Raw genomic sequence first — 15647 nt, 5'->3', positions numbered from 1 at the left:
TAAGGGGGCCTTGAACGAACCAGCGTATGTCCAGTCCAGGATGTCCCGCCCACATTCGGAAAAGGGCCACGGCCACATTGGTCCACCGCACCACTCCGCCACCCCCGAGCCCAGTGGACAGCCCCGCCCAAGATCTATGGACGGAAGGCGTTCAGGGTCTGCGGTCAGAGGACGTTCAGGATCCGCAGACGGGGCGCGGTCATGATCGGGCGGGAGGCGGCCGGTGACCCGATAGTCTGATAGGCGATCCCAGAAGCTTTCCAAGGACGGGTCCAGACACGTGTTCGAGACGCTCTCCGACCGGTTGACGACGGTCTTCTCGTCGTTGCGCAGCAAGGGCCGGCTCTCCGAGGCCGACATCAACGCCACTGCCCGCGAGATCCGTGTCGCGCTGCTCGAGGCCGACGTCGCGCTGCCCGTGGTCAAGGACTTCATCGCCCAGATCAAGGAACGGGCGGCCGGGGCGGAGGTCTCGCAGGCGCTCAACCCGGCCCAGCAGGTCGTCAAGATCGTCAACGAGGAGCTCATCAACATCCTCGGCGGCGAGACGCGCCGGATCCGGTTCGCCAAAAACCCGCCCACGGTGATCATGCTGGCGGGTCTTCAGGGCGCGGGCAAGACCACGCTGGCGGGCAAGCTCGCCAAGTGGCTGAAGGCCGAGGGCCACGCGCCCCTTCTGGTGGCCGCCGACCTGCAGCGGCCGAACGCCGTGCAGCAGCTTCAGGTGGTCGGCGAGCGCGCCGGCGTCCAGGTGTTCGCGCCCGAGCCCGGCAGCGGCGTCGGCGACCCGGTGGACGTGGCGCGCCGTTCGATCGAGCAGGCCAAGCACGCCCAGCACGACATCGTGGTGATCGACACCGCCGGCCGGCTCGGCGTCGACGCCGAGATGATGCAGCAGGCGATCGACATCCGCGACGCGGTGAAGCCCGACGACATCCTGTTCGTCGTCGACGCCATGGTCGGCCAGGACGCGGTCAACACCGCCCAGGCGTTCATGGAGGGCGTCGGCTTCGACGGCGTCGTGCTCACCAAACTCGACGGCGACGCGCGCGGCGGCGCCGCGCTGTCGGTGCGGCACATCACCGGCCGGCCGATCATGTTCGCCTCGACCGGTGAGAAGCTCGAGGACTTCAGCGTCTTCCACCCCGACCGGATGGCCGGTCGCATCCTCGACATGGGTGACATCCTCACCCTGATCGAGCAGGCCGAGCAGGCGTTCGACGCCGAGCAGGCCGAGAAGATGACCACCAAGTTCGCCTCGGGCGAGGACTTCACCCTCGAGGACTTCCTCGAGCAGATGATGATGATCCGCAAGCTCGGGCCGATCGGGAACCTGCTCGGGATGATGCCCGGCATGGGCCAGGTCCGCGAGCAGGTCAGCCAGATCGACGACAAGGACCTGGACCGGGTCGCGGCGATCATCCGTTCCATGACCCCGGGCGAGCGCTCCAACCCGAAGATCATCAACGGCTCGCGGCGGGCCCGCATCGCCAAGGGCTCGGGCGTTCAGGTCGGCGAGGTCAGCAGCCTGGTCACGCGGTTCTTCGACGCGCAGAAGATGATGCGGCAGATGGCCGGCGGCATGGGCCTGCCCGGCATGCCGGGGCGGCGCAAAGCGGCCAAGGCCGCGAAGAACGCCAAGAACAAGAAGGGCAAGCAGCGCAGCGGAGACCCGCGCAAGCGCGCCGGCGGCCCCCAGAAGGGCGCGGACCAGCCGGCGGCCGCCGACGCCCCGCAGGGGCTGCCTCCGGGCCTCGGCGGCCAGCTTCCCCCAGGTCTCGGCGGTGGTCAGCTGCCTCCCGGCTTCCAGATGCCCGACCTCGGCAAGCTGCAGGGACGCAAAAAGAAGTAGACGTGGCCGCGTGTCATCGCTCGATTGCGCTTTTGGCTCGATCGTCTGGCAGAATGGCAGGCTGGAAATCCCGGAACCGTACAGGCGCCCTCTCTCGTCTTGCGCGGCCCGGAGTCCTTTGAGCGGCCGGTGCCGGTGTTCCCCACCTGGCGAGGCCCGCTCAGCCCTGTATTAAGTCTGGAGAACACCACACCCGTGGCAGTCAAGATCAAGCTCAAGCGTCTGGGGAAGATCCGGAACCCGCAGTACCGGATCGTCGTCGCCGATGCCCGCACCAAGCGTGACGGTCGGGCCATCGAGGAGATCGGCCTTTACCAGCCGAAGCAGGAGCCGTCGCTCATTCAGATCGACTCCGAGCGCGCGCAGTACTGGCTCGGCGTCGGTGCGCAGCCGACCGAGCCCGTCATGGCCCTCCTCAAGGTCACCGGCGACTGGCAGAAGTTCAAGGGCGAGCCCGGTGCCGAGGGCACGCTGAGGCAGGCCGAGCCCAAGCCGGACAAGAAGGCCGTTTTCGAGGCCGCCGTCAAGGAGGCCTTCAAGGAGGACGAGGCCGCCGCCACGGCGACCAAGTCCAAGAAGAAGGCCGAGCCCAAGAAGAAGGCCGACGACACGGCGAAGGCCGAGGAGCCGGCCGCCGACGAGAACACCGAAGCCAAGAGCGAGGACTGACGTGCTCGAAGAAGCGCTCGAGCACCTGGTGCGCGGCATCGTGGAGCACCCGGACGACGTCCGGGTCCGCGCCCGCCGCATCAGGGGTGGCCGGGTCCTGGAGGTGCGCGTGCACCCCGAGGACCTCGGCAAGGTCATCGGCCGCAGCGGACGCACCGCCAAGGCCCTTCGCACCGTCATCAGCGCCCTCTCCGGAGGCCGCTATGTGCGTGTGGACCTGCTCGACGTCAACGAGGTCCGCTGACCGTGCGGGCCTGCCGGCCCGCATGATCGACGTACCTCGAGGACGGACGGCCCCGGCCGTTCCGTCCGCCAGGCTTCACGACCGGCCCGACGGCCCAGCCGCCGGGCCGGTCTCCTGTTTCCAGACGATCTCTCCAGGTAAGTGATGTGATGGAAGACCAGCTTGTGGTCGGCCGAATCGGGCGCCCGCACGGGATCCGCGGCGAGCTGACCATCGACGTCCGCACCGACGAGCCCGACGCGCGGTTCGCCACGGGCACCGAGCTGGCCACCGACCCGGCCACGACCGGCCCGCTCACCGTCGAACGCATCCGGTGGCACTCGGGCCGCCTTCTCCTGACGTTCACCGGCGTCCATGACCGCACCGCCGCCGAAGACCTCCGCGGCACCTGGCTGGTCGTCGACCCCACCGAGATCGCCACCTCCGACGACCCCGACGACTTCCACGACCAAGAACTCGTGGGCCTCAACGTCGTCACGACCACCGGCACCCCCGTCGGCGTGGTCACCGAGATCCGCCACTCCGGCCAGGACCTCCTGGTGATCGACCGAGCAGACGGCGGCGAGGCCCTGGTCCCGTTCGTCGCCGCCCTGGTCCCCGAGGTCGACGTGGCCGCCGGCCGCCTGGTCATCGCCCCGCCCGAGGGCCTCCTGGACGCCTGATGCGATTCGACATCATCACGATCTTCCCGGAGTACTTCACCCCGCTGGAGGTCTCCCTCCTCGGCAAGGCCCGCCGCAACGGCCTCCTGGACGTCCACGTCCACGACCTCCGCCAGTGGACCCACGACAAACACCGCACCGTCGACGACACCCCCTACGGCGGCGGCCCCGGCATGGTCATGAAGCCCGAACCCTGGGGCGAAGCCCTAGACGCCCTAGCCCCGCCCCTCCCGGACGGCGCGCCAGCCAACCGTTCAGGCGGCACGGCCGTCAGCCCAGCGCAAGACCAAGCGGGCATCCAGCCCAGCCGCTCAGCGGGCACCAAGCCGGAGGGCCTAGCAGGCGGCTCGGCAGACTCCTCGACCGGAGGCCCGCCCGAGGGCTCAGCGAGCCACGCGGCGGGCGGCATGGCGGGCGGCTCGGCTCAGGGCCGAGCAGGCAGTCAGGCGAACGGCCCGGCAGAGCACTCGGCGGTCGGCCCGTCCGGCGGCGCGGCCGCCGGCCCGGCTCATGGCCCAGCGGGCAGCCAGCTCGGCGGCCCAGTCGGCAGCGAGCTCGGCGGCCCAGGGGGCGGCGAGCTCCGCGGCCCAGCGGGCAGCCAGTTCGGCGGCCCAGCGGGCGGCGAGCTCGGCGGCTCAGGGGGCGGCCCGGAGGATCTTCCGGCGGGGCGGGCGCCTCGGTTGATCGTTCCTACTCCTAGCGGGCGGCCGTTCACTCAGGCGCTGGCGGTGGAGTACGCGGCGGAGCCGTGGTTGATGTTCGCGTGCGGGCGGTACGAGGGCATCGACTCGCGGGTCGTGGCCGAGGCTCGGGGCCGGATGATCGTGGACGAGGTCAGCCTCGGGGACTTCGTGCTGGCCGGGGGTGAGGTGGCCGTGCTGGTCATGGTGGAGGCCATCGGGCGGCTGCTTCCTGGGGTTCTGGGCAACGCCGACTCTGTGACGGACGACTCGTTCGCCCCCGGAGCCATGGAATCCCTGCTGGAGGGGCCCGTCTACACCAAGCCGCCGGTCTGGCGGGAGCGGGCCGTTCCGGAGATCCTGCTGTCGGGCAACCACGGCGCGATCGCGCGGTGGCGGCGGGACGAGGCTCTGCGGCGTACGGCCGCCAACCGTCCGGAGCTGGCCGCTCGCCTGGACCCCGACGCGCTGGACAAGCATGATCGCCAGGTCCTGCGGGATGCCGGTTTTCCGGTTGACGGCGAAGATATGGCACACTAGAGCGTCGCCGTGTTTCTCACACGCGGCGCGCAGACTTCAAGATAGATCAGCATCACGCGGCGCGACGCCCCCCATCTCAGCTCCACCGGGGCCTCTCGATGTCCGCGTTCGACCCATGAGGAACGCCTGTCATGCACACCCTGATCCAGGAGATCGAGAACGCCGCGCTCCGCGCCGACCACCCGGACTTCCGTCCCGGCGACTCGGTGAAGGTCCACGCGCGCATCACCGAGGGCAAGGTCACCCGGGTCCAGATCTTCGAAGGCGTCGTGATCCGGCGCCAGGGCGGCGGCGCCCGCGAGACCTTCACCGTGCGCAAGGTGAGCAAGGGCGGGTACGGCGTCGAGCGCACCTGGCCGCTCAACAGCCCGCACATCGAGAAGCTCGAGGTCGTCACCCGCGGTGACGTCCGCCGCGCCAAGCTCTACTACCTGCGCAACCTGCGCGGCAAGGCCGCGCGCATCAAGGAGAAGCGCGACTTCTGAGCCACCCTCCCGCCCCGGCGGGAACGTGGCCGCGAACGCCCCGGGAACCCTTCGAGGTGACCGGGGCGTTGCCCTTTGCGGGCCTCGAACAGGTCCCTGGAGAGCGGGGGTGGAGGCAAGTGTTGCTGCACGACACGGCCGTGCGCACGGTGCGCGGGCCCCGGCGCCGATAGGCTTTCGCTCTGATGACAGATGAGGACGATCGGAGAGACGTGCGATCCGAAGCCGAGGGCGCGGTGCCCGATGAGCAGCAGACCGTGACCTCGAGCGAGGACACCGCGGATTCGTCGTCCTCCGAAGAGAAGCAGGACGACACGTCCTCCGGCGCCCTCGGTTTCCGCGGCCGCCGTAAGCGCAAGAAGAAGCAGGGCTCGTTCTGGAAGGAACTGCCGGTCCTCATCGGCGTCGCCCTGGTCCTCGCGCTGCTCATCAAGACCTTCGCCGTGCAGGCGTTCTACATCCCGTCCGCGTCGATGGAGAACACCCTGCAGATCGGTGACCGCGTCCTGGTCAACAAGATCGTGTACCACACGCGCGACATCAAGCGCGGCGACATCGTGGTGTTCAACGGCCTGGACTCGTGGGACCCCGAGGTCGACTACGCCGAGCCGTCCAACCCCGTCTCGAAGTTCTTCCGCGCCATCGGCAGCGCGTTCGGTGTGGCGCCCAACGAGAAGGACTACATCAAGCGCGTCATCGGCATCCCCGGCGACCGCGTGAAGTGCTGCGACGCCCAGGGCCGCATCACCGTCAACGGCGTCCCGCTCGACGAGAAGTCCTACCTCTACACCGACTCGCAGACCGGCGAGCAGAACAAGCCGTCGAACGAGACGTTCGACCACACCGTTCAGCCCGGCCAGCTCTGGGTCATGGGCGACCACCGCGAGGTCTCCTCCGACTCCCGCGCCCACCGCGGCGACCCCGGCGGCGGAACGATCCCGATCGACCACGTCATCGGCCGCGCCTTCGTCATCGTCTGGCCCCTCAACCGGATCGACACCCTCCCGATCCCCAAGACCTTCGACCAGCCCGCCCTGAGCGCCGCCCTGGCCCCCGCCACCCCACTGGCCCTGGGCTTCATAGGCGCCCTCCCCGTAACCCTCCTCTACCGCCGCCTACGCCCCCGCCGCCGAACCCCCTAACCCGGCACGCACCCGCCCTTCCGGCGCGCGTCAGCGCGGCAGGGCCAAGGCCGGCCAGCCCCGCAGCCGAACATGAGCGGCGTGGCCACCCGGTTGGCTTGGGGCGTTCCAGATCGGTCGCGGATCGGCATAGTCACGGGTCGGCAGAGCGGCTCACTCGACACGGCGGCGCACGCGCAACGGCGTCCGTACGCGCAACAGCGTCCGTGCGCGCCACGGCGTTCGTGCGCGCCACGGCGTTCGTGCGCGCCACGGCGTTCGTGCGCGCAGCGGTGTCCGCGCGCGACGGTGTACGGCGGTGCGGCAGACGCGAGCGTGGGCAACGGCGCACGCGCGGCGGCGTTCGTGCGCGCGACGGCGTCCCTGCGTGCGACGGTGTACGGCGGTGCGGCAGACGCGAGGGTGGCGATGTCTGTCTGCACGGGGCGCGCTGGTAGAGCGGCGTACAGGCTCCCAGCGGGGCGCGTCGGCTTGCTGCGCGCAGGCACGGTGGTGCACAGCCACGCGGGCGTACACGACACCCACACGCGATCTGGCCGGGCTCGCCGACGCCGGAGACATGCGCGACGGTGCGGAGCAGACAAGCACGCGCGTTGGGCGGCTGTGCACAACACCTTGAAGATGCGCCCAGGTGCGTTGCTCCGGGTGGGGGCACGGTGCGTGGTGGCGTGGAGCATGTTGGGGCGGTGCAGCGGGGGAAGCGGGGTGCGGATGCATGGCGGGCACGCGGCGGAGACCCACTGCGTGGTGCCGTTACAGCACGACGGTACGGGCAGCCACGGCGACTGTCGTGGGGAGGAGACGCCATGCAGGCGCGGGGACGAAGCGATGGTGCGATTCGCGGTCGAGCGGCCGTGCGCTGCACGGGGCGGGTGTGCCCAGCCAGTGAGGTGGAGCAGTGCGGGCAGGCCTGCGGCAGGAACGTGGGGCTGGGCTTTGCGGCGGTGGGGTTGGGTGGGGGTGGATTGGTCGGGTGTTGGTAGGGATGGTGGGCCTGGGGGGTGGACCTTTCGTGTCAGGATGTTGGCGGGACTGAGGCGAGGGGGAGCGGGGAATCGTGCGTTCCGAGGCCGAGGACACGGCACCTGAAGAAGAGTCGGCTGTGGCCTCTGGCGACGCGGATGATGCTCCGCCGAGCCGGGGGAGACGTAGGAAGAAGCAGGGCTCGTTCTGGAAAGAGCTGCCGGTCCTCATCGGGGTCGCGCTGGCCTTGGCGCTGCTCATCAAGATGTTCGCCGTGCAGGCGTTCTACATCCCGTCCGGGTCTATGGAGAACACCCTCCAGGTCGGCGACCGCGTGCTGGTCAACAAGATTGTCTTCCATACGCGGGACATCAAGCACGGGGATGTCGTGGTGTTCAACGGCGTCGACTCTTGGGACCAGAGCCCTGAGGCGAACGTTTCCAAGCCGTCCAACCCGGTGTCGAAGTTCTTCCATTGGCTCGGTAGCGCGTTCGGCATCGTGCCGGGGGAGAAGGACTACATCAAGCGGGTCATCGGAGTCCCGGGCGATCGGGTGAAGTGCTGCGACGCGCAGGGGCGGGTCACGGTGAACGGTGTTCCGCTGGATGAGAAGTCCTACCTTTACACCGACCCGCAGACCGGTGAGCAGAACAAGCCGTCGGAGATCCCGTTCGAGGTCACTGTCGGCAAGGGCGAGCTGTGGGTCATGGGAGATCACCGCGAGGTGTCGTACGACTCCCGTAACCACCGCGAGGATCCGGGCGGCGGAACGATCCCGATCAATCGCGTGATCGGGCGCGCGTTCGTGATCGTCTGGCCGTTCAACCACATGGGCACGCTGCCGATCCCCAAGACCTTCGATCAGCCCGGCGTGAACGCTGCTCTGGCGCCCTCAGCTCCGTTCGCGCTGGGGCTTGTCGGCGCAACGCCGGTCGCTCTCCTCAACCGCCGCCGCAAACGCCGCCGAAGCTGAACGGCGCGGACGCCGTGCGGCTGAACGCCGCGGACGCCGTGCGGCTGAACGCCGCGGACGCCGTGCGGCTGAAGCTGAACGGGGCGAACGCCGCCGCAGACGTCACTGCGGCTGACCGGGCAACCGTCGCAGACGTTGCCGAGGCTGAACGGCGTTTGCGCTGATGGCGAGGCCCGCCCCCGATCCGCCCTTGCGGAACGGGGGATTCGGGGGGCCTTGCGGGTTTGTGGCCACGTACGCTTCGAAGCATGAACGGTCGTCCCCTCCGCTACACGCCGCGCCGGGACGCGGGTCTCCACGCCTACGAACGGGCCTTGGAGCACGCGGGCTTCACCCCGGTGGCCGGGGTCGACGAGGCGGGGCGGGGCGCGTGCGCCGGCCCGCTGGTCGTGGGCGCGGTCATCCTGCGGCGCGGCGCCAAGGGCAAGATCGAAGGGCTGACCGACTCCAAGCTCGTCACGCCGGCCCGCCGCGAGATGCTGTACGAGAAGATCGTCGAGCGCGCCGAGGCCTGGAGCGCGATCGTGATCCCGTGCCACGACATCGACCGGATCGGCGTTCACCGGTGCAACGTGACCGGCATGCGCCGCGCGCTGGTGGCGCTTGATCGCCGTCCCGCGTACGTGCTCAGCGACGGGTTCCGCGTGCCGGGCCTGGAGGTTCCGAGCCTGAACGTGATCAAGGGCGACCAGGTGGCCGCGTGCGTCGCCGCCGCCTCGATCATCGCCAAGGTCACCCGAGACCGGATCATGAAGGACCTGCACAAGGTCTATCCCGACTACGGCTTCGACGTGCACAAGGGCTACAGCACGCGCGAGCACACCGCCGCGCTGGCCGAACACGGCCCATGCCCCGAGCACCGCTTCTCGTTCGTCAACGTCGGCCGCGCCGCCCGGCTAGTCGCGGCCCCGAACCAGCCGGGAGACCTTCCGCCCGACGAAGAGATAGGCGATGACGACGCCCGCGGTATTGAGAATGACGTCGTCGATGTCGAAAGCGCGCCCGTCCACGGACAGCCCCTGGGCGGTCTCGATCGTCAGTGAGATCAGCCCGCTGACCAGCGCGAGCCTGAGCGGCCCCCGCAGCCTCGTGGACACGACCGGCAGCAGGATCCCGAGCGGCGCCAGCAGCATGAGGTTGCCGCCGACCTGGACGATCGTCTCCTTCGTCGGCCGGTCCAGGTAGAACCGCAGCGACTTGCCCGGATCGGTGTTGCCACCCGCCTGCCCATGATCATGAACGGGCGTGAGTGTGATCTTGTACGCCACGTACGAGAAGGCGGCCAGGAACGCCAGCGCCGCCAGAACCGCCAGGACCCGCAGCCCGGTGATGAACCACCGGGGCATCCCGACCGCCGTCCCGGGTTGGTTCATTTCGACCTGCGTGTCCATGTCCGCTCCTCCGCCCACCGCCTGCGCGCCGCCAGGTCTTTACCCCTTACTCGAAGGCCCATGCAGCGATCCCCATGGACCATTCGCCCCAATACCACTCCTCCTCAAGATCGTTTCCTGGACCGGATCGGCCGACTACTCTGGGTGCTGGTCCGGGATCTCCCATACCCTCTACGGGTGGAGCTGGCTAACGTCTCTAGGGGCGAGCCGGAACGAGTGGCCGAGGGGGTAAGCGGTGTCTGCTGAGGATCTTGAAAAGTACGAGACCGAGATGGAGCTGCAGCTCTATCGCGAGTACCGCGACGTCGTGCGCCTGTTCACGTACGTCGTCGAGACCGAGCGCCGGTTCTACCTCACCAACTCCGTGGACCTCCAGGTCCGCAACACCGACAACGGTGAAGTCTTCTTCGAGCTCACCATGCAGGACGCCTGGGTCTGGGACATGTACCGCCCGGCTCGCTTCGTCAAGAACGTCCGCGTGGTCACCTTCAAGGACGTCAACGTAGAAGAGCTGGCCACCAGCGACCTAGAACTCCCCGCCGACCAGTAATCCCCGAGCCCTGGAGGCCCCCTCCACTCGAGCCCACAGCGCCTCACCCCACACTCCCAACGCCCAAGGCCGCAACGCGCGACGCCCGAGGTTCAACACCCAACGCCCAAGGCCGCAACGCCCAAGGCCGCAACGCCCAAGGCCGCAACGCCCAAGGCCGCAACGCCCAAGGCCGCAACGCGCGACGCCCATCGCGCGACGCCCAACGCGCGACGCCCAACGCGCGACGCCCAACGCGCGACGCCCAACGCGCGACGCCCAACGCGCGACGCCCAACGCGCGACGCGCGACGCGCGACGCCCGAGGTTCAACGCCCGAGGCCCAACGCCTTCACACCCAGACCCAGCTGCGCCCGCCCCAAGCTCCGCTCCAAGGAACACCGTGCCAAGAGCCACACGTCTGTGCCTGGCTGGCCAAAGCCTCGCGCTCGACCAGCTCAATCTCACGTAGGCGGGCTCGGGCGCATCAGCACGCGGCGCCTCATGAGTGGCCCGCCGCGCTCTCACCAGGACGGTCAGGGCGCGGCGCGTCTTGAGCGGCCCGTGCCGTGTTCTCCCACCTAGCCGTGGGGGCGTGACGCGTCTTGAGGGCCCGCGCCGCGCCTCGTACCTGGCGGTGAGGGTTCGGCGCGCGTTGACTGGTAGGAGTGCATGGCGACGGCGGTGCGTTGGTTAGCGAGGGCGCTACTGGCGGGATTTGGCGGTTTTTGTTAGGCGCCAGCCGCCGGGGGCTCGTTCTACGAAGCCGGCGGCTGATAGGAGGCCCAGCTTTCCGTTGACGGTGGGGAGGTCTACGCCGGCCTTGGCGGCGATCTGGGCTGGGCCTGTGGGGCCTCTGGCGGGGATGGCCTCCAGTACGGCTCGGGTGGTCTGGTCGAGTTTGTCGCGGGGCAGGACTGGAGCTGCGGGTTCGGGGGCCAGGTCGGCACCGATGCGGCCCACGGCTTCGATGACCTCGGCAGGGCAGGTGACGAGGGTGGCGTCCTCGCGGATGAGTCTGTGGCAGCCGACGGAGGCGATCGAGTGGACGGGGCCGGGGACGGCCATGAGGACTCGGCCTAGTTTGCGGGCCCAGGAGGCGGTGCCCAGGGCGCCGCTGCGGCGGGCTGCTTCGACCACGACCGTTCCTCGGGACAGGGCGGCGATGACTCGGTTGCGGACCAGGAAGCGCAGGCGGGTGGGGTGTACGCCCGGGGGCGACTCGCTGACCAGGAGCGAACGGGCCGCCATCTCGGTGAAGAGGCCGTCGTTGCAGGCCGGGTAGGGGACGTCGACGCCGTTGGCGAAGACGGCGACTGTGGGGCCGTCGACGGCCAGGGCGCCGCGGTGGGCTGCGGCGTCGATGCCCATGGCGCCGCCCGAGATGACCGCCCAGCCTTGCTCGGCGAGCTCGGAGGCCAGCTCGGACGCGACACGGATGCCGTACGCGGAGGCTGCGCGGGAACCCACGACGGCGACCGAACGCAGGCAGGTGTAGCGGAGATCGCCTGAGCCGCGGATCCAGAGAGCGTACGGGCGGTCGTGATGCAGATCGTCCAGGGTGGTCGGCCATTCGGGCTCGCCTGGGCAGACGAGGCGGATGTTGAGTCGTTCGGCGATGGCCAGGTCGGCGGCGGGATCGCAGGCCGAGAGCTTGATGCGCCACGACTCCAAGCGGGTGATGAGGCGTTTGAGCTCTTGCCGGTTGGTCGTCAGCTCCTCTGGGGGTTGGGTCGTACGTACGGCTTCGAGGGCGCCGGTCGGGCCGGCGGCATGGATCAGGCGGCCCATGAGGGTGTCGCCGGGCTCGGCGATCGCGGTCAGGGTCGCGCGGGCCAGTCGGTCGTTCATGGACGCCTCCCGCTCCAGAGAGCGAGCGCGCCGCCCACGTCGTCGGCGTTCGGGAGGTCGCGACCGGCCAGGTCGGCAATGGTCCAGGCGACGCGCAGCACGCGGTCCAGGCCACGAGCGCTGAGCGTGCCGTTCGAGAGCGCATCGTCAGCCGACTTCATCGCCTCAGGTGGGGGAGTGAAGCGGCGGCGCAGTTCGGGGCCTGGGATCGCGGAGTTGGAACGCCAGGGGGTGTCCGACAGCCGGTCGGCGGTGCGCTGGCGTGCCATCAGGACCCGTTCGGCCACCACGTCGCTGGACTCCGCGAACTCCAGGTCGTAACGGAGCTCGGCGCGGGTGGCGGGGTGGAGTTCGAGCTTCAGGTCGATGCGGTCGAGGAGCGGGCCGGAGATGCGGGCTAGGTATCGGCGCCTGATGGATGGTGCGCACGAACAGTCCACGTCTTTGGCGGCGGCGCAGGGGCATGGGTTGGCAGCGAGGACGAGAGTGAAGGCGGCTGGGAACGAGGCGGTGCCTTCGGAACGGGCGATGCGGACCTCGCCCTCCTCAAGAGGTTGGCGGAGCGCGTCCAGGACGCCGCCTATGAACTCGGGTGCTTCATCGAGGAAGAGGATGCCTCTGTGGGCTAGTGAGACGGCGCCGGGTTGCAGGACGCGACCGGAGCCTCCGCCGACCATGGCCGCGCGGGTGGCGGTGTGGTGTGGGGCGCAGAACGGCGGTTTGGTGATCAGCGGTTGGCCGGGCGGGAGTGCTCCGGCCACGGAGTGGATCGCGGTGACCTCCAGGGCTGCTTCTGGTTCTAGGGATGGGAGGAGGGTCGGGAGGCGTTCGGCGAGCATTGTCTTGCCGCAGCCGGGTGGGCCGGAGAAGTAGAGGTGATGTCCTCCGGCCGCGCTGATCTCGAGTGCTCGGCGTGCTTCTGCTTGGCCGCGGACGTCGGCCAGGTCGAGACCTGGGCGCTGGTCGCGCACGCGGGCAGCTGGTGAGTCGGGTGTCTCCTCCTCGTCCTCTGCGGGCGGCGGTTCGTCGCGCAGGTGGCAGAGGAGGGCGCGGAGTGAGGCGGCGCCGATCACCTTGAGGTCTGGCACGAGGTCGGCTTCTGCGGCGTTGGCCTGAGGCACGACCACCGCTCCGTAACCGGCGTTCGCGGCGGCGAGCACGGCGGGCAGGACGCCGGGAACGGCGCGGATCCTGCCGTCCAGCCCCAGTTCGCCGATCATCACCAGGTCGGCGCACGCCCGCGCCGGTATGGCCTCGGCGGCGGCCAGCAGCGCGATCGCGATGGCCACATCGAAGATCGATCCACGCTTGGGCAGGCTCGCGGGGAACAGCGACACGGTGACGTGGCGATTGGGCCAGTCCTCGCTGGTCGATGTGAAGATCGCTGCCCGCACGCGGTCGCGCGCCTCGTTCAGCGCGGCGTCGGGCAGGCCGACGAGATGCAGGCCCGGCACGCCACTGGTGATCGCGGCCTCGACGTCCACCACGAACCCCTCGACGCCGACCAGGGCCACGGAACGGGTCTTGGCGAGCGCCATTCAGATCACCTCCCGGATGTGCTCGACCTCGAAGCCATCGACGACCGGCAGGCTCGCGTTCGCCCGCCCCTTGCCCGGCCGACCCGCGTTCGGCCGACCCGGCTCCTCACCCGCGTTTGGCTGGTCCGTGCTCGACCAACCTGGGTCCGGCAGGCCCGTGCTTGGCTCACCTGTGCTTGACCGATCCGTGCTCGGCGGGTCTGCTGCTGAACGGGGTGACGTCGAGCGTGCTTCGTCTAGGCGGCTCTCGTGTGGGTGGCTTGCGGCTAGGCGGCCTGCGTAGCCTGGTGGTCTTGGGGCGGGGACACCGCCGCAGGGTGCGGGGACGCCCCGGTTGCGTGCGTGAGCGCTCCGGTTCTGAGTTGGGATGACCCGGTCTGATCGCCGGGCGCCCGGATTGGGTGCGGGGATCAGGCATAGGACGTCGACGCGGATCGAGGCGCCGGGGACGCCGTGCTCGGCTGCCCAGCGCCAGGCTAGGCGGCGTAACCGGACGGCCTTCTCGTGTGTGATCGCCTCGAACGGGCTGCCGAACTGGTCGCTGCTTCGGGTCTTGACCTCGCAGACGACGGGTGCGCGGCCGTCGTGGGCGACGATGTCGATCTCTCCCAGGCGGCATCGCCAGTTGCGATCGACGACCTTCCAGCCGATCAGGTTCAGGTAGTGGGCCGCAGCGTCCTCACCGCGGCGGCCGAGACTCGTGTTCGCGTTCATCGGGCTCACCTCCGCCTTTGACGTTGCCGGGGGCGGCGAGCCGAAGGAAGCCGAATCCCGTTCTGTGGATAACTTTTCGAGGAACCGGCTTATCGGCCGAAACCGGCTTGCGGTGCTTGCTTTGCCGCGGGCGTTCGCGCAGCGTGGCGACCGTGACCAGTGACGACGGCTGGGCGCTCGAGGCCCTGGCCGAGTTCGAGCGCCATCTGCGGGCCGACCGGGGCGTCTCGCCCCACACGCTGCGCGCCTACATGGGCGACCTGAACGACCTTTGCCGGTACGCGGATGATGTGGGTGTGCAGGGGCCGAGCGAGCTGGACATCGGGGTGCTTCGCGGGTGGCTGGCCCAGCAGCATGCAAAGGGCAGGGCTCGCGCCACGCTGGCGCGTCGTACAGCCGCCGCACGAGCCTTCACCCACCACCTGTACCGGCGGGGATTGATGGCCAAGGACCCCGGACCGTTGCTCGGCACGCCCAAGCAGGTGCGCGACCTACCGGCCGTCCTGGCGCAGGACGAGGCGGGGCGGCTGCTGGACGGGACCGACCCGGACGGTCCGCTCGGCTTGCGGGACCGGGCGGTCCTGGAGGTGCTGTACGGCACGGGTGTACGGGTCAGCGAGCTTTGCGGGCTGGATATTGATGACCTCGACATGGGGCGTCTGACCGCGCGCGTGCTGGGCAAGGGTGGTCGCGAACGCACGGTGCCCATCGGAGAGCCCGCCGTCCGGGCGGTGCAGGACTGGCTGCGGGTGGGACGGCCGGTGCTGGCCAACGATGAGAGCGGGCCAGCGCTCTTCCTGGGCGCGCGAGGCGGTCGGCTGCACCCGACAAGCGCCAGGCGGATCGTCCACAACCGGATAGCCGAGGTGGGGGAAGTTCCTGACTTGAGCCCGCACGGGCTACGTCACAGCGCGGCCACCCATTTGCTGGAGGGCGGCGCCGACCTTCGCAGCGTGCAGGAGATTCTTGGTCACGCCTCCCTTCAGACCACCCAGCTCTATACGCATGTATCGGCCGAACGGCTTAAGCAGGTCCACCGCCAGGCACATCCCCGCGGCTCCGACTAGTCGCACGCGATTTCGTTGCGCGCGTCGATCCTTGGTGGCGCTGCAGTGCGTGGTGTCTCGCCAGCGCCGAGGAACCTTGTAATGGCACGGGTGCATGAGTGCCCCGCCGTGTGTGGCTGGCGGCCCGTGAGTGGGGCGACCGTACGTGCGTGTGCGGTCGCCTGGGGCTGTAGGCGACCGCCTGTCAGTGGTTGTGGGGGTGCGCCCGTCAGGGCTGCGGGGGCGCCTGTTAGGGGGGCTGCGGCGGTGTGCGTCTGTTGAGGGGTTGTGGCGGTGCGGGGCTGCTTCTGGCGGGGGTGGCGTGGCTAGAGGGCCACGGGGGCCTCTTTCCCCCCGGGGGGGGGGTGG

14 protein-coding genes and 3 pseudogenes are annotated in these 15647 nt (G+C 69.6%); 13 read left to right on the top strand and 4 right to left on the bottom strand.

Annotated features, from left to right (window positions below; genetic code table 11):
• Nucleotides 1–280 precede the first annotated feature (280 nt).
• The 11 genes and pseudogenes from ffh (at nucleotide 281) to J4573_RS50010 (ending at nucleotide 9253) form a co-directional block, all read left to right on the top strand.
• Complete coding sequence (ffh, locus tag J4573_RS50060; RefSeq protein ID WP_208263531.1) at nucleotides 281–1852, top strand: signal recognition particle protein; 1572 nt, start codon at nucleotides 281–283, stop codon at nucleotides 1850–1852.
• 195 nt (nucleotides 1853–2047) lie between these two features.
• Nucleotides 2048–2521, top strand: coding sequence for a 30S ribosomal protein S16 (gene rpsP / locus J4573_RS50055; protein ID WP_208263530.1), 474 nt, complete (start codon nucleotides 2048–2050; stop codon nucleotides 2519–2521).
• A gap of 1 nt (nucleotide 2522) precedes the next feature.
• Nucleotides 2523–2765 (top strand): RNA-binding protein, encoded by a 243-nt coding sequence (locus tag J4573_RS50050; protein ID WP_151568089.1) that lies wholly within the window; start codon nucleotides 2523–2525, stop codon nucleotides 2763–2765.
• A gap of 149 nt (nucleotides 2766–2914) precedes the next feature.
• The gene (rimM, locus tag J4573_RS50045; RefSeq protein ID WP_208263529.1) at nucleotides 2915–3427 is read left to right on the top strand and encodes a ribosome maturation factor RimM; all 513 of its coding nucleotides are present in this window, start codon (nucleotides 2915–2917) and stop codon (nucleotides 3425–3427) included.
• Nucleotides 3427–3672, top strand: a pseudogene (locus J4573_RS50040) (tRNA (guanosine(37)-N1)-methyltransferase TrmD); the annotation flags it as partial. The gene rimM and the pseudogene J4573_RS50040, both read left to right, overlap by 1 nt.
• A gap of 408 nt (nucleotides 3673–4080) precedes the next feature.
• Nucleotides 4081–4647: pseudogene (trmD, locus tag J4573_RS50035) on the top strand (tRNA (guanine(37)-N(1))-methyltransferase); the annotation flags it as partial.
• A 131-nt stretch (nucleotides 4648–4778) separates the two neighbouring features.
• A complete protein-coding gene (rplS, locus tag J4573_RS50030) occupies nucleotides 4779–5132 on the top strand; it encodes a 50S ribosomal protein L19 (protein ID WP_208263528.1) in 354 nt (117 codons plus the stop codon).
• Nucleotides 5133–5344: 212 nt separating this feature from the next.
• Nucleotides 5345–6274 (top strand): signal peptidase I, encoded by a 930-nt coding sequence (lepB, locus tag J4573_RS50025; protein WP_307797528.1) that lies wholly within the window; start codon nucleotides 5345–5347, stop codon nucleotides 6272–6274.
• 1057 nt (nucleotides 6275–7331) lie between these two features.
• Complete coding sequence (gene lepB, locus J4573_RS50020; protein WP_208263526.1) at nucleotides 7332–8210, top strand: signal peptidase I; 879 nt, start codon at nucleotides 7332–7334, stop codon at nucleotides 8208–8210.
• A 14-nt stretch (nucleotides 8211–8224) separates the two neighbouring features.
• A complete protein-coding gene (locus J4573_RS50015) occupies nucleotides 8225–8374 on the top strand; it encodes a hypothetical protein (protein WP_208263525.1) in 150 nt (49 codons plus the stop codon).
• An 84-nt stretch (nucleotides 8375–8458) separates the two neighbouring features.
• On the top strand, nucleotides 8459–9253 hold the full coding sequence (locus J4573_RS50010) for a ribonuclease HII (RefSeq protein ID WP_243774888.1): 795 nt from the start codon (nucleotides 8459–8461) through the stop codon (nucleotides 9251–9253).
• On the opposite strand, the pseudogene J4573_RS50005 reads toward J4573_RS50010, so the two are convergent.
• A pseudogene (locus J4573_RS50005) lies at nucleotides 9209–9556 on the bottom strand (VanZ family protein); the annotation flags it as partial. The gene J4573_RS50010 and the pseudogene J4573_RS50005 sit on opposite strands and share 45 nt — an antisense overlap.
• A gap of 280 nt (nucleotides 9557–9836) precedes the next feature.
• Between J4573_RS50005 and J4573_RS50000 the strand changes: the two are divergent.
• On the top strand, nucleotides 9837–10151 hold the full coding sequence (locus tag J4573_RS50000; protein ID WP_208263523.1) for a DUF2469 domain-containing protein: 315 nt from the start codon (nucleotides 9837–9839) through the stop codon (nucleotides 10149–10151).
• Nucleotides 10152–10834: 683 nt separating this feature from the next.
• Here the strand turns inward: J4573_RS50000 and dprA are convergent.
• From dprA to J4573_RS56505, 3 genes are read right to left on the bottom strand one after another with little or no spacing between them, the layout of a single operon-like run.
• Nucleotides 10835–11980 carry a DNA-processing protein DprA gene (gene dprA, locus J4573_RS49995; protein WP_208263522.1) on the bottom strand — a complete coding sequence of 382 codons (1146 nt, stop codon included), beginning with the start codon at nucleotides 11978–11980 and terminating at the stop codon, nucleotides 10835–10837.
• On the bottom strand, nucleotides 11977–13518 hold the full coding sequence (locus tag J4573_RS49990; RefSeq protein WP_208263521.1) for a YifB family Mg chelatase-like AAA ATPase: 1542 nt from the start codon (nucleotides 13516–13518) through the stop codon (nucleotides 11977–11979). Before J4573_RS49990 ends, dprA begins: the two co-directional genes overlap by 4 nt.
• Nucleotides 13519–14232: a YraN family protein gene (locus J4573_RS56505; RefSeq protein ID WP_208263520.1), complete on the bottom strand. Its 714-nt coding sequence runs from the start codon at nucleotides 14230–14232 to the stop codon at nucleotides 13519–13521.
• A gap of 152 nt (nucleotides 14233–14384) precedes the next feature.
• On the opposite strand from J4573_RS56505, the gene J4573_RS49980 reads away from it, so the two are divergent.
• Entirely contained in the window at nucleotides 14385–15299 is a 915-nt protein-coding gene (locus J4573_RS49980; protein ID WP_208263519.1) for a tyrosine recombinase XerC, read from the top strand.
• Nucleotides 15300–15647 lie beyond the last annotated feature (348 nt).

The sequence above is a fragment of the Actinomadura barringtoniae genome, from assembly GCF_017573505.1.
Taxonomy (GTDB): domain Bacteria; phylum Actinomycetota; class Actinomycetes; order Streptosporangiales; family Streptosporangiaceae; genus Spirillospora; species Spirillospora barringtoniae.
This window is presented reverse-complemented; position numbering and strand designations above follow the sequence as displayed.